Here is a 15,185-nt window from a genome sequence, read left to right on the forward strand (position 1 = left end):
CCATGAACCGCATACGATGCAGGACAGGATGCGTCTCCCCCGTCAGACTCCGGCCGACGTACGGCCTATGACGGGAAGCCCGCACCAACGGAAAACGAGGGTCTTGGAATCACTGGAATTCCAAGACCCTTGACACTACTCAGCAATCACTTGCTGACGTTGAACTTGAACTCAAGCCATGTCGCTATACGGCATCACGCCGAAACCAGTTCGCCATAAGCGGCGTACTCGTATGAGTGTTCGTACAGATACGTGGGAGAGATGTCGATGTCACCGTCACACCAAGTCAGAATCCCGTGATCGATATGGAAGTCCTCGAACGTCTTCTTATCCCGCAGCGGGGCGAAGGCGGGAACGTCGTCGTACATTTCGGTGAAATCGCACAGGCGCGTCTCGCCCGTGGAGAACGTCACCAGCATGACATGATCATCCGTGACACGAGCCGACCGGACTTCCAACTCCCGGGCGGGTTCATCCGCATACAGGATGCCGTTTACCTCGAACATGACGGGCTCCCTTCCTCACGAAAGCGGCTTGATACGGTCGAACGGACGTCCGGACACGGCCTCGTTCCATGCCTTGTACAGCTCATCCTCATGCAGCACCAGCCATGCGGCCACCAGCTTGTACTGCTTGGCGGGCAGTGAGCCGGCCAGCAGCTCGCCGTCGATGCCGATGGATGCCTTGAAGTCGCCGTAGTACACATGGACATGCGGCTTGTGATGTTCGCTCTCGTCCTGATACATCATGCGGATGATGATTCCGAAGAAACGACTCAACTCCGGCATGCCACACCTCCCATCCGATATCTCATATGAGTTAAAGCTCTGTCTTGAGTATATTCCCGTAGCAAGAGCGTCATCGCTGGTAATCGACCTGTGCATGGTCATGATCACGCAATAGGGTTCAAGTCAGCAACAGGTTTCGTTGTGCTCCAGCATTGTTAGAAAAGACCCTCATCCCTTAATAAGTTGGTAAGGAAACCCCTACCCCATCTTGCTGGTTGGACGGAGCAACAGTATCAGCGGCAGCTTTGATCCGATCATCAGCGTTTGTCATAGCGACGCCCATCCCTGCCGCGCGCAGCAGTGGAACATCGTTGAGCCCATCACCAAAAGCGATAACATTCCTCAAATCAGCGTCCAAGCTTTTTGCCCAGATTTGTGAAGCATGCGCCTTGTTCGCATTGGCATTTGAGATTTCCATAACACCGCCACTGGAATCGGTAACCGTAAAGTCCCTACCAATTAGCTCACGGCAACCGTCAATATACTGATCCGCTTTGTAGTCAGGTGTTGCCATGACAAGCTCAAGAACAGGAGCATTTGGAATTGACGACATGCGTTGAGGATTCGGATCACGCAGTATTCCTCCCTGCGCGTGCAGATCCCAAAATGCTTGATCGCAACCGAATCCTTCCCTGTACTCCCACCCGAATCCAGCCTGTGGGTATTTATTTTTCAGCATAGCAATAATGTCAACACACTGTCTCTCATCAAGCGGTTCGGAATGAATAACATGGCACGTGGCTGTATCCACAATCTGTGCGCCGTTAGATACAAGAAAAGCGGAAAATAAAGGCAATACCGGTTCTAGTATCTGCTTTGCTAAGCGGAACGGACGCGCTGACGCCGCGGCAAAAAGAACACCAGCATTTTTAGCTCGGTCAAGCATGTTTTGTAACCGAGAAGAGACCTGCTGGCTCTCATTGAGTAACGTGCCATCGAGATCGGTAACAACGAGAATCGGCAACTTAAGACTCATAACGGCCCCCGTTCGTGCATTACAGCGATGCACATAATCGTGTCCGGCAAAAAGAGCAATTATAACAGGAATAACCGAGGGCCTTGGAATCGTTTGGATTCCAAGGCCCTCGAGGCTATACGGCGAACGCTACTGCAATTACTTGGACACGTTAAACTTGAACTCTTTGTGATTATTAGTTTTTATGTAGATTTTCCTACTATTCCAACACTTTGCTAAGATTGATGCAATGACCTTTGACAACAAAATGTCAAAATGAAGGAGCAGCATGACGAGCGGCAAGAAACCTGTTAGGAAGAATCGCAAGGCAATCTCGATACTGAATGGCCGTGCCTCCATGACTGCGCCTACCGCCGCATCACCATACTGGAGACCTCGATGGCGCGATCCGAAAACGGGGAAAATGCGGACTACGAACTGCACGACTCAGGACGCAGCCATCGAGGCAGCCCGCAGGGGGCTCGGCGATGTCACGCAGACACGGGCAAACATCCAACCTCCAACGTTTGAAGAGATGTTCTACGAAATGTCCACCGTGAAAGGAAGCAACTGGTCAGACGGCACTCGAGCGGGAATGATTTCCCTGTATAAGAAGCATCTTGCGCCGGTGCTTGGCAGCAAACCAGTGACACGTATCACGCAATCGGACATTCGCGACATCACGTTACCTACGTTGAACAACGAGCGTCAGCGTAAGATTAAGAGCCTTATCAAAGGAACTATGGCACAAGCTGAACGGTGGACCGGAAACGATGCAACATTTTATTCTTCACAACTCATAATCACGGGGAAAGCATACAAGGGCCGCACCAAGCCCGTTGACGAGCGCGACATTCCCAGTGGTAAATACATTGCCGACATCATCACTGCCGCGTACAGCACCATGAGCATTACGCCACTGGATGATGCAATGCCCGGACAGCGTAGAGGGAAATCAACCCTTATAGACCCTATGACGGGGAAAAAGACCAGCAGCGCACGAGAGGTTACGCGCATGTTCAATGAGTCACCTGACGCCTTCGATGGCATCATGGACATTACCCCGCTTGACGCTCGTATTCGTTTGGGCCTCCCTGTCGATGAGGAAGATGCTCAAACACGATCGGCAAACATGCCGAAAAAACAGACGAAGCACATTCCCGTGTATGCCGGTGACATCCGACGCAGCATACCAAGGCACCTACATCATCAGAATGAACGCAAAGCAGCAGAGGTGGTAGCTTGTGGCGAACGCTTTCGACTCATCGGCCTTGCGTTTGCTTTGAGTGCAGCCGGCGGTCTCCGCGTAGGGGAAATGCTACCGCTGCGTGTCAGGCATTTCCTGACCCGCGAACAGGCAGCGCGCATGTTCGTTTCCAGCCTCGCCATTCATAACGATACTCGAACTGTTACTATCGAGGGCAAGGCGGTTCCCGCCAGCACCGATGTCTACGCCGTTCGTCGGAGCCAAAGCAAGACAGGGACGTTTCCCGTCTGGGACAGCCGTGCGGATTACAACGGGCGGATCAGCATCGAAGAACAGATAACACAGGCGGGAACGAAGTACCTTATTCAGCCGCCGAAAATGGGTATCGGCAGAGAACGTGTAGCGCACTTGCCGTATTTCCTTCCTAATTGGGAATACATAGCAAATCGAACGCACGTCAGCCAGCGCGAGGCAATTGGCAACATCGTCGCACGTTTCAAGCAGCAGCCGGAGTCACAGAACAACGTGTCATTCTGGACATGCACTGACGAAGAAGCCGGCCTGCTGTGGACCAAGGGGTATGTGCCTATAGGATGGATGCTTCTCGAACGTTTCCGCGAACTGTGGAACTCGCCAGCCCTCGCCGACATACCGCCGAATAAGCGTATAGACGAGTTCCGTGAAATGCTCCTATTCCCGGCACGTTCCAATCCACGTATGACCAAGGACGGTCTGCCGGCCATACGCCCCATACCTGGATGGACGAACAACACCGCCATAGTGCCTGGTACCTGCGGATACATGACCGAAGCTAACTTTGTTGAAAGAAGTCTCAATCCGATTTTTGATTACGTATCCGCCAACACTGGTGAATACCCGCTTCACCGTAAAAACTCAATACACAACAGAAAAGGCTGGACCTATCATGGGTTACGTCATTTCGCGGCATCCAGCCGCATACAAGCAGGCGTGCCCATTCCACAGGTAGCGGCGGAGCTCGGGCATAAGAACGCTTCGTTTACTCTTGATCGTTATGCGCATATGGTCAAGGAAGCCATACCTCCAACTGGATTTGAGTACTGACAAACAGTAACCATACATTCCCAGTCGCCATTGAACCTTAAGCACAACGTGCACGCATATTTATCCAAGAAAACGCGAACAAGTTGTGCTTAAGGTATACGTCTCGCATTATTTTTTTCTCAGCGGATGTGGTTTCGTGATGTCGATACCGGCCGATGCATAAACGGAGATGATTTGCGCTTCATTGAGTTCGCTCATCCGATGATGTGCCAATATGCACTTGTTGGGATTGACGCAGAACTCGGCTTCTTCGGGGCTGACGATATGGATTATCGCGGGGTCTTTGACGCTTGGCATGGCTGCTCCTTTCCGGAGAAATGTTGTCAAGGACATATCGTCGAAAAAAAGAAAAAGTCGCTCGCGCTTTTGCCCCGCCGCCGCGCTTCATTACTGCCGCATCGCCTACCGGCATTTCGGCGGGGTCGTTCTCCCGGTCCAGCGTGCTCTAAGCGTATGCGGCGACAAAGAGCTGGCCCATATATCTCAGACCACGACGGCTCTCCAATGAAATGACCATGCCCCGACGCCGGAAGTGTACTACCTGCTTTTCTGCCGTTCTTATTGTCTTTCTGACGGCGGTTATGCGTGATTTGCTCACCGACGTGGTTATGGCGATAATCCCGTTCCACCGGCGTTATCGACGTCAGGCGGTTTCCGGCCTCATCGAACGCGGTATCTAATGCGCGTTCTGCGATATTGACTGGCAAGTCGTCATACATCGTATCTGACGACTTCATACCATCATCCGTACTTAGGGGAAGGACACCGAAATGACCAGCACCTTGCGCCCAACCAAAGGCGATCGGAGGACATTGGAAGCATTGGTGAGGTTCCGTTGCCTTAGCATTCTGAGTGCCGTCCGGTTTTCCGGACTTGCGTTGTCAAGTCGCTATAGGGTCAGCCGTCGTCTTCGCGCCTATGCGGAACGCGGTTATGTGCGCGTCATCACCGGCCCGAGTGCGCACGTCGTGTTCACGCCGACGCCCAAACTGATTCCGTTGTTGGGATTGGAAACACCGCCGTTGAGAGCTACAGATGCTTCGGCACACGCGCTGGCAGTATCGAGCATCGCATCACAACTGGCACATGGCGATAACGTGCTGCGTTTGCCCGTCGATGAATGGGAAAACATTCGCGTGCAGATGGAGGATTATGAAGCAGGTCTGGTTTGTGAAGCAGACCTGCGCATGGCCGAAAGCCGGCTACGCCAGTCTGGTAAACGAGACCAGGCCGTGGCGCAGATGTTGCATCTGATGGATACGCAACGTGATGATGTCGCATACAGGGCATGGGCTGGAGGGAATCCATATCAATCGTGGCCGTGGATTGTCATGGCACACGGCGAGGCATGGAGCATGCGCGAGCAACGCATGGTCAGTAACGTGTATGCCGAATCAGACAGCGCTGTTATCTCACTGACCGACCATCGACCCGACTTGGTTCTTGCCCGACCATTCCATCAATCCATCGCCATCGAGGTCGAGCTGACGCGCAAACCCGTGAACGATTACATCGCCACGATGGCCGGATACTCCACTCGGCAGAGCCGCGACGCTTACGCACTGGTCGTTTGGATTGCGACCAACGAGGCTATCGCTCATGCGATTCGTCGTGGTATCGCGGCGACCGGCACCGAACAGCTGGCACATGTTGTGATGGCCGATTCCAACGGTGGACCGTTGTGGGGCGGCGTCGATTTGACGACCAGAGTATGACGGATGTGCAAACACATTCCGACGGTATCATCCGGCATGGCATGCATCACTTTGTACGTGCCGCGGCAATAGCAGCCGGAACAGGACTCTCTATATTCCCTTAAAACCAAACGTCGGCCGCCACCATAATGGCATCGGCCGACGTAAGAGCAACTGACGATAACACGGGCTTCCCTCCCGCGGAACTGAAACATGGAGGTGTTTCGTAATGTCCTCAACAGCAATATCTACCGCGCAACGGCTCACACTCGCCAAAGATGAGCGTCAACTTGAACGCGCGCATCGTAATAGCGTTTTGCAAAAGCGAATCCATGACGGCGAACTGGAAATGTCCCGCTGGCAGCTGCTGGCAGCGAGGAACACAGACCATCTATTGCGCATCGTCGCGTCGGCCGGAGCCGGTAAGACCCGGACACTCGCCAACGCAATCGCGGCCGCAGCCACGCTTCACGACGCGAAACACATCGCCGTTATCACGTTCACTCGCAAGGCGACGCGCGTCATCGATGGTGCACTCACACGCAATGGCGTGTACGGCGCCAGCGTGAGCACACTCGATTCACTCGCTCTGCGGATACTAAAAGCTGCTGGCATACATATCAACGCTATCACCGACGCTGACAAGAGAGCAATCCTCACCGATATCCGAAAAACCTGCATGGAAGAACAGCCGCACGAACGCATCACGCTGAAACAAATGATGCATGACACGACGTATTATGCCATGCATCCTGACGAACAGCCCGAATCCGAATACCTCAAAGCCATCCTGAAGGAATATACCAAACAATGCAAGGATATTTACAGCGCCGAATGGCCGACCATCGAGTTACTCGCCGCGCAGCACTACCCAAAATCTGGCCTCCAGTTTGAGATACTAGGCGTGGATGAAGCCCAGGACCTTAATCCTACGCAAATACAACTGGTAGAAAGCATCACCGCCACGACGATGCAGACCATCATCGCCGGTGATTGGCGGCAAGGCATCATGACCTTTCAAGGTGCGACGCCCGACTGGTTTCGTGACGGCACAAACTTCGACCAGACATTAGAGCTTCCTATCAATCACCGATGCGCACCGAAAATAGTCAATGTCGCAAATCGCATCTTCGGGGACCACATCAAGGCCTCCAGTAATGCCACGACCGGCATGGTACCACAGCTGATACGAGCGAACAATGAACAGGACGAAGCAGAAAAAATCGCCGACATTATTGAAGGCCTGTTGTCCGATGGGCATACTGCGGCGAGCAACATCAAGTTCCTTGCGTGGCGTCGCAGCCAGTTCCGAGAACTGAAACGAACGCTTGCAGAACGCGGCATGCCAATAAACGAGGATGCCTTCCGCACCATCCATTCATACAAAGGTGATGAGGCAAACATCGTCGTTCTGGTGGGCGTGAGTCGAGCCGTATGGGGCGATCGCAGCGATGAAGCGGACATGTTGCTATATGTGGGAATGACACGAGCGAGACTGGGGCTCATCATCTCCTATCCCGACCAAACGATTCTCCCCGGCGGCCGCACTTCCACAGTCTACGGCCCATATCTCACACTTGAAGACTGCGCCTTGCAAGAGTCATCCGATTCAGAGACGATTCTCGGCAAGCTCCACCGCGACATCAGTAGTCGTCACCTGTTGGAAGATGTCATCGAGGACAACAGGACCGCACAGAACATCGCCATCCAGAAAAAGCAGCAGAGTCGTGTCGTCGCGAGCTACCAACGCCTAGGCAACGTAAAGGTGGCAGCGAAGCTGACGGATTGCGCGGATAAGCTAACGTTCGAGACCATGACCGACGGAAGTGTTCGACGCAGCCTGTTGGCGCACGCATGGTTCTGCAACCAGAAGACCTGCAATATTTGTATGGGAAGACGGGCCGTGCGCAACCAACTGCGCGTTGGCGCGGCACTCGATTGTTTGTTTAACCCCAAATGCTACCAGGATTTACTGCCTGATGAACTGTATGAGCGTATTGCCAGGATGCGGTTTGCGACACCTGCCTTCTTCACGGCGACTATGCCCAACTTCGATGACCTTGCGCTCGGTATCCGCGTGCTCAATCTCGCCGTCCGTAAGCTCACTCACACGAATACCGGCCGTATTATGAGCGAACGCGAACGAGTGTTCACGCAAGGCATCGTCGGCACCACGCGCAGCGACGAAGCGACCAATCGGTACATCAACGCAGGACTGCACGAACTGGAATACCAGCTACAGCAACACGAATCTATGCACGACTTGACCGACACACAACTAAATGAACTTCGCCAGAAGATAACCGACATTCGGGCGGGCGGCGAATGGCACGTACACGCCCACATGATTTTCGCGACGTTGGGAACCTATTACCATGACCAGCTTCATAGCAACGACATTAAGAATGGACACGACTACAAAGGTGACATCGTAGAGGCCAATCACTTATACAAAGACCGTCTGTGGTGGAAGTTGGAGTGGACCAGCGCCGTCCAGAAAGCCGTGAACTCCGTCATCAGGCAGGACCGGGCAAAAGGGATAGCACACGATGATTTCCAGACTGGCCGTTGGAAACGGTTTCTGAGCATGCGCCGCACCGATGTGGAACAAACCATTGAGCAAGCCCAGGCTCAAGTTGAACAATGCGAGCCGGGTACAGTCGCCTATGATGCCGCTCGGGAAGCTGAAAAGCAGGCTTGGGCCAACGGAGCGGTAATTGATATCGAAGCTATCAGCATCAAGGGAAAAAATATGACGTCGGAACAAAAAAGGAAACTTAACAGGCATCCCGAACTGCTGAAATCCGCTATACAAGAAACCTGCAAATATGCCTTCAAGCCGGATGAACTTTTCGTAAAAACCAGCAAGGACGAGCTCGACCAAATCCTGCCACAAATAGACGCCACATCAGGCGCGCGTCTCATCTCTCGCACCGGCATCATCGCTCAAGTGCTTCAAGATGCTGATGAGCGACGGCTCTGCGATCGTTACTTGCAACGTGCGCGAACCGGTAACGTGGACTGGACGCTGGAGCAGTCCGTCACATTCAATTGGCTGACCGACCTCCGCCAATATGTTCAATACGAAACCGTTAACGCGGATGACGGCGAAGCCGATTTTCGGTCATAATCTCAACTGGCACGTAGTGGTGGGGCCCCCGAACAATCAGTTCGGCGGCCCCACCACTACGTGCCAGTTGTTTCTATATAACAATCAATACAGCCGTTGCCAGCTGTTTGGCTTGTATGAACGAGAAGAAGTCGCATGAACGTTCCGACGATCGCGGCCTGACAGGCAGTCATTGCCGCCTCAATACAGGCGGCAGGAACCGTTCGGCTTCGCCTTCGTTGAAGGTCTGCTCTTCTTCTTTCTTTAACGCATGTTGCGCTTCCTGATACGCTTTCTCAGATGTTCGCGGCGTCGTTGCGTAGATGTTCGCTACGGTCTTAGTCAAGTTGTCACGCTTCTCACGAATCTCGTCATCCCTCAGCTCGTTAAAATCTGTAAGTAGTGCCTCATATTCCTCACGTACTATCCATAGGCGATCGGCCGCCTTCTGATGTTCCTCAGCTTTCGCCGCCGGATTAAAATTCTTTGTTGCGGCATTTACAATCACGAGAGCAACGGCAAAAACCGCCCCAATAGCTTTAGCCCATGTAGGGAATACAGTCACCAAAAAACCACCCGCAGTTATTGCTGAGAGGATGAGTTGGCACCACCGGAGTCTACGGTCTTCCGCCCTTAACCGGTGCGCGTCTTTTTCATGCGCGGTGAATGTGTACACCACTTTTCCGTACCGCGTTACCAGCTCAGACCGAAGCCGCTCACGATAATCTGGCTTTAAATTGGTCACCATATATAGACTTCCATTCATCTTCTGCTAATGAATCAATACCAAGGTCTACGTCATATTGAGCCTCTTTAGCATGCTCATATGCAATATTTGCTTTTGCTGTAACATCTACGGAAAAGTCTATAGTTGAAAGACTTCCCGGAGCAAATAAGCTGGAATCGTTGCCATGTTTTACAAGGTACGCGAAGAAATCGCGAGTCATCTCCCCATATTTGGAATAGTTTTTGTACTTTTCAATTGGTACATCATTAAGCAAGAAAAAGTCATAAGCTAACGCATCGATTGCGATGCCGGAAATGTTGACATTATTGGCATTTCTCCATGCACGAAGCATGCGACATAAATCTTTGGGCGAATGCTCATAGTATGATGAAAGACTATTCAGCGCATTGATTTCATCCTTGGGATTTGTTACTTGCCATGAACCTCCGTTATGTGTGTCCGGGTAGTAATATGCATTACCAGAATCTTGGGAGAATGCAGGAACAATCTCGAAGCGAATTCCATCAGACCATTCAATAACGATAACTTGTCCATCACCTCGTAAATGCGAGTTTGAATATTTAGTTTGTATTACAGTCTTTACTTCTTGTAATAAAGCAGATTGACCATTACTGGCATAATGGTTATAACGATGGAATGTTTCAGGCGGCAGTTCTACTAGAATATCGATGTCACTGGTCGAGATTTCAGTCCCTCTGCCATAAGAACCGACGTATAAACCATGGAGCGACTCACTGGAAATGTCCCAGTAAAAAATATTTATCAGCTTGACAATGCTATGGTATCTCAAACTAATGGTATCTGTTATATCTTCATCCATGAGTAAGGATGAACAAAAGCCTTGAAATGTGGAACTTACTCCCATTTTTCTCTTTCTCGCGCTCGTTGCATTAGATGATGGTTTTCCATCGATTTACAAGTGGTTCAGGAAGTCGGTCTTGAACGTGGCAAACGAATATGCGCCATCAATGTCCATCGGGCTATTACCAAACACCATGAAATACTGATAGTTTGGTCCGGCATCGCTGGCCCACTGGTTTCCGAGTCTGAGTTTGTCACGGCTGTCGTCATTCTTCAGCTGTTCCCCCTTGGTTTCGATGACGAACAAGCGACCGCCGCGTGTCATCGCCAAAAAGTCCGGGTAGTGGTTGATGAATCCGTTGATGTAGAACTCGCCCTTGCGCCGTTCCACAACGCGATGCCACCAGATGATACCTTCGCAGTTGGCCAAAGCGTCAGCCATCTGAAGTTCCAGCTCGTTCATACCACCGTCTTCAGCTTCGTACAGCGTGCGATCGAGCGTAGTCAATGGATTGGGAAGGTACGCCGAGGATGGGAATGCGTAATCAGGCGTAATGGTGATGTCGCCACGACGGCGCTCCACATCGAACTCCCTAACGCGGAATGCATCTGCCTTGTCCTTGATTGCATGACTGATTATGGCCGCATAAGCGGATGCGTTGTCCACGTATCCTTCAAGTTCATCATCACTCATTTGGTCCACAACGCGGTTAATAAATGATTTCAAGCCGTGCGCGCCGTACAGTTTCTGCACTTGCGGGCTCATGAGGTTGGGCAGGTCCAGTTTGGCGCTCCGGCGACGGCCTTCGTTGCTGTCGCGCGCGAAAAGCTCCTTCATGCCTCGACGCTGTACATCAGATAGATTACGAACTTTGAGCTCGGAATCACTCGAGATGTCGATTTGCTTGGCGTCAGCAACATGCATAGCATCCAGTCTGATGTCTTCCGTGCCGATTTTGGCAAGCATGAAATGCTCAAGCAGGGAGTCGCGATCGAATAGTTCACCTTCAGCGTCATCCAAGTCTGAGAACAGACCGGCTTGCCGTTCGAGGCGATAACGGGGAATCCTTAGATTACGTACGGTGTCGGCCACCGTATCCCTTATGCGGAACGTGTTCATATCGTCTCCCATTCCAGTAGTGCCGCCGGCAAGGGTTTCCGCGTCATCCTTAGCGCTCTTCGCGCATTCGGCTTCGGCGGCTTCGGATGTACGAATCATTGCGTCAATGGAGACATGGCGAGTGTCCGGGACTTCCTGCGAAGACTCCGGCAGCTTCGCATTTTCATCCGGCAGGGAAATCGCCAAGTCATTGAAATCGTCAGGCTCGTCTTCGGAGCCTGTCTCGTCTTCAGTGCCCTGATGCTGCATCAACTCGTCAATTAGCCCCTGGACAGGCACCGGACCCGATGCGACACCTTCGGCTGTATCCGTCGTATCCGCCAACACGTCGCGCTTGGAGAAGCCGGCTCCATTGAGTCCGGCCACCACCTGGTCTATCGTCGCGTTGAAATCAGCGGACGAGGTCAGCACATATGACGTGTTCAATGCGCCCGACTTGGCATGCTGCGCATACGGCTGGCGCAGCACGCGGCCGACAAGCTGTTCAACGCTGGTACGCGATGTTTTATTGGCGACCGTGGCGAGCACGTAGGCAAATGGGCAATCCCAGCCTTCCGAGAGCGCTTCGACGGTTATCACGTAGCGAATCGGACATCCGCGTGCCTGGAGGTCCGTGCCTCCCAGTTCGTCCACGTCACCGGTGCGGATGGCGATATGCTCTTCGGGAATGCCTGCATCCACAAGCTTTTCCTTGAGTTTGCGGAATGTCGCAGCATTATCCGCGCCTTTGCGTTCCGCCTGAAGCAAGGCTATTGGGCGGATGTGATGCCCGGTCTTCTCCTCATTGATCGCGGCGATTTGCTCCAATCGCCTGCGCAGCATGATGGCATCCTGGATGGTTTCGGTCTTGCCGTCCCTGCGGTAGACGATGACCGGCAGCTTCACCATTTCCTCTGCCTTGAGCTCCTGTGCGGATACTCGTGCGATGACGTTGGATTTGTTGGATGGGGTGGCAGTCAACTCCAAAATGAAACAGGGATTCAAGTTGCGCAGCATCTCAATGGACAGGTTGGACTTCGCGTGGTGGGATTCATCCACCACGACAATCGGATGCATGCCCGCCAGTGCAGTGATGAGAGCCGTATCATCAGCCCCATCGACTTCCACTGCATCGCCTTGGGATTTCTGATAATTGGTCAATGCGACCAATGACGAATTCTCTGCATACGCACGTCGTCCATCCTTGTTCTTGAATGAATCATAGGAGAGTACGAAAACCGTCAACTGGTCTTCCACTGCCGGGCCATTGAGGCCACGTCCGGCAAGGCCATCCTCTTTATCAAGCACTTCGACGCGATGGGAGAAATCGCGGTCTATCGCCATACGCAGCGGATGCGACGGGTCACGCAACTGGCGAAGCGTCTGACGAAGAATCTCATTGCGTGGCACCAGCCACACCACCGCCCGCGTCTTCACGTCGAGCTCTTCGGTCAGCACATGCAGCGCGTTCGCCGCGATATAGGTCTTGCCGCCGCCTGTAGGCACCTTCACACAGACCTTCGGCGCACCGTTTACATCATCGACATACCATCTGATGTCACCATGGCCGGAAAACAGCCCGTCCTGTGCAAGCAGCTGGTCGTAGGCGGCGGCACCAGTGCCGAGCGCCACGGTCAAACGCGCATACTCGCGGATGGTATTGAGGACTTTACGCTGGTATTTCTTCAATTCCATACTAATCACACCCTCGCAATCTGACGGGGAATCTGCTTAAAGACGATATTCAGGGCGTCAAGCCGGTCCTGCGGCAGTACGCATCGATCGGCATAGATGACGGTGGTCGAGCCACGACGCGGCAACGTGCGCAGCAGGTCATAGCCGAGCACGCTTTCATCTGCACCGTCGTAGGCAAGGTAATACACGGTGTCCGCCAACTCTCCGAGTAGATACGGGTGCTCATCGGTCAGGTTCTGGTATTCAGCCTTGGTTTCCGTGTACCAGACGTAGTGGAACAGCTCCTGACGCGGCACCTTGGGATTGAGCATTCCGTCCGGTTCAAACAGTACCGGACCGAGTTCGTAGTAGGAGAAGCCGGAATCGATGCCTGGTACTGTCTCTCCCTTGCTGGTCTCGCCAATTACGGTAAGTGTGTTGTCTATCAGCCTGGGATTGCCGACTTTGTCGTATTCGCCGGCTTCAATGGCCTGCTGTTGAGCGGCTTTCGCCTCTTCTATGTATTTCGCTGCGTTCTTCAGATTCGCTGCCGTCAGCTTCTTCTCATATACGGTCCGGGCGAATTTGGCCGACGTCTCGAACCCTTGTATGATTTTGCGGGCGCGTTCGGCGGTGATGTGATCGGCATAATCGCACATCTCCACAAGGATGAATCGCCGGTGTCCGCCATCGGCCTTGTTCGCTTCAAGCACGGCTTGGGCGGTGGTGCCGGAGCCGGCAAACGAGTCAAGGACGATGGAGTCCTTCGATGTGGCGATGTCGATGATGCGGCGAATCAGGCGGGTCGGCTTCGGTGTGTCGAACGCTGCACGCCCTTCGAACATGGCCTTGATCTCCTTGGACGCCTCATCGGTGTGACCGACCTCAGCATAGGGCCACAGGTTGGTGACGAGACGACCGCCGACGCTGTCGAGATAGGTCTTGCGGGCGATGCCGCCCTGACCGTTTCTGGTGAAGAAGAATCGAGGCCACGGGCCGCGTTCCAGTACGATGGCGGACTTCTTCTTGGATTCCTCCATTGATTCCTTCAGCATGATAGCCGGCACGTCGGGTCGAACATCGTCTGTCGCCACGCCGCATACATGGGCGCGCTTCTCCTCATCGTGAAGATTGCGCAGCTCGTAGGGGCACCAGCCGTTCATGATGTCAAGCATCACATCCTGCTGGTAGCGCCAGCAGGACCCGTTTGCGGGATACAGCAGCTCACCTGTGAACGGGTGCTGTATGGCGTACACCATTCCCTGATGCGTTGCTGCGCCGGGAGCGAATGCGTTATCCGTACGCCATGCGGATGCATCGCCATCGGGGTTCCCGTATTTGGCGTTCATCTCGGCGGTGCGTTCCAGCTTGTTGGGGTTCCAGTCGGGGTATCGGCTGTAGACGAGGATGTGCTCGACCTCGTTGACGATGCCTTTGGAATCGTTTCGGGTCGAGTAGGTGCGCTGCCATGCGATGTTCGACACGAAGCAGCTGCGGCCGAAAATCTCGTCGCATACGCTCTTGAGGACGGCCTCCTCGTTGTCGTCGATGCTGATGAAGATGACGCCAGTGTTGCTCAGCAGCAGGCGCAGCATCTGGAGACGCGGGTACATCATGCACAGCCATTTGTCATGCCGCGAGAAGTCTTCGCCTTCCTTGCCGACGACCTCGCCCAGCCAGCGGCGGATGCGCGGGTCGTTGACGTTGTCGTTGTACACCCAGCCCTCGTTGCCTGTGTTGTACGGCGGATCGATGTAGATGCAATCGACCTTACCCTCGTACTCGGGCAACAACGATTTCAACGCCTCCAGATTATCGCCGTGGATGACCTTGTTGCCATGATCGGTGCCATCAGAGGCAAGCACGCCCTTGTCTGGGACCTGGTCAAGTACACGGTACGGAACCTGGCGATGGTATCCGATGACCTTATCCTTGCCCATCCATTCCAGTGCCGGCATGCTGCATTCCTTTCCCAGCGTTACTTGACAGCACTATTGTCTCATGCGTATGGCCCATCTGCGGACTCG

Annotated in this window: 11 protein-coding genes; 3 read left to right on the forward strand and 8 right to left on the reverse strand. The window is 53.4% G+C overall.

Going from position 1 to position 15,185, the window contains the following annotated elements:
• Positions 1-194: 194 nt before the first annotated feature.
• The 3 genes from DF196_RS04350 to DF196_RS04360 form a co-directional block, all read right to left on the reverse strand.
• Positions 195-506, reverse strand: a complete 312-nt coding sequence (locus DF196_RS04350) for a DUF2442 domain-containing protein (RefSeq protein ID WP_109056666.1) — start codon at positions 504-506, stop codon at positions 195-197.
• A 15-nt stretch (positions 507-521) separates the two neighbouring features.
• The gene (locus DF196_RS04355; RefSeq protein ID WP_109056667.1) at positions 522-788 is read right to left on the reverse strand and encodes a DUF4160 domain-containing protein; all 267 of its coding nucleotides are present in this window, start codon (positions 786-788) and stop codon (positions 522-524) included.
• A gap of 175 nt (positions 789-963) precedes the next feature.
• A complete protein-coding gene (locus DF196_RS04360) occupies positions 964-1,764 on the reverse strand; it encodes an HAD family hydrolase (RefSeq protein ID WP_109056668.1) in 801 nt (266 codons plus the stop codon).
• Between the two features lie 268 nt (positions 1,765-2,032).
• Here DF196_RS04360 and DF196_RS04365 point away from each other — a divergent pair, with 268 nt between their 5' ends.
• Positions 2,033-4,033: a tyrosine-type recombinase/integrase gene (locus tag DF196_RS04365; RefSeq protein WP_109056669.1), complete on the forward strand. Its 2,001-nt coding sequence runs from the start codon at positions 2,033-2,035 to the stop codon at positions 4,031-4,033.
• Positions 4,034-4,141: 108 nt separating this feature from the next.
• On the opposite strand, the gene DF196_RS04370 is transcribed toward DF196_RS04365, so the two are convergent.
• On the reverse strand, positions 4,142-4,330 hold the full coding sequence (locus DF196_RS04370) for a hypothetical protein (protein WP_109056670.1): 189 nt from the start codon (positions 4,328-4,330) through the stop codon (positions 4,142-4,144).
• 473 nt (positions 4,331-4,803) lie between these two features.
• Here DF196_RS04370 and DF196_RS04375 point away from each other — a divergent pair, with 473 nt between their 5' ends.
• Complete coding sequence (locus tag DF196_RS04375; RefSeq protein WP_109056671.1) at positions 4,804-5,748, forward strand: hypothetical protein; 945 nt, start codon at positions 4,804-4,806, stop codon at positions 5,746-5,748.
• A gap of 208 nt (positions 5,749-5,956) precedes the next feature.
• Complete coding sequence (locus DF196_RS04380) at positions 5,957-8,857, forward strand: UvrD-helicase domain-containing protein (RefSeq protein WP_109056672.1); 2,901 nt, start codon at positions 5,957-5,959, stop codon at positions 8,855-8,857.
• A 169-nt stretch (positions 8,858-9,026) separates the two neighbouring features.
• On the opposite strand, the gene DF196_RS04385 is transcribed toward DF196_RS04380, so the two are convergent.
• The 4 genes from DF196_RS04385 to DF196_RS04400 are packed head-to-tail and all read right to left on the reverse strand — an operon-like array spanning position 9,027 to position 15,116.
• A complete protein-coding gene (locus DF196_RS04385) occupies positions 9,027-9,584 on the reverse strand; it encodes an SLATT domain-containing protein (protein WP_158276263.1) in 558 nt (185 codons plus the stop codon).
• Positions 9,553-10,449, reverse strand: a complete 897-nt coding sequence (locus DF196_RS04390) for an SMODS domain-containing nucleotidyltransferase (protein ID WP_109056674.1) — start codon at positions 10,447-10,449, stop codon at positions 9,553-9,555. Before DF196_RS04390 ends, DF196_RS04385 begins: the two co-directional genes overlap by 32 nt.
• A gap of 48 nt (positions 10,450-10,497) precedes the next feature.
• On the reverse strand, positions 10,498-13,179 hold the full coding sequence (locus tag DF196_RS04395) for a DEAD/DEAH box helicase (RefSeq protein ID WP_109056675.1): 2,682 nt from the start codon (positions 13,177-13,179) through the stop codon (positions 10,498-10,500).
• Between the two features lie 5 nt (positions 13,180-13,184).
• Entirely contained in the window at positions 13,185-15,116 is a 1,932-nt protein-coding gene (locus tag DF196_RS04400) for a site-specific DNA-methyltransferase (protein WP_109056676.1), read from the reverse strand.
• Positions 15,117-15,185 lie beyond the last annotated feature (69 nt).

Source organism: Bifidobacterium callitrichidarum (genome assembly GCF_003129905.1).
GTDB classification, from domain to species: domain Bacteria; phylum Actinomycetota; class Actinomycetes; order Actinomycetales; family Bifidobacteriaceae; genus Bifidobacterium; species Bifidobacterium callitrichidarum.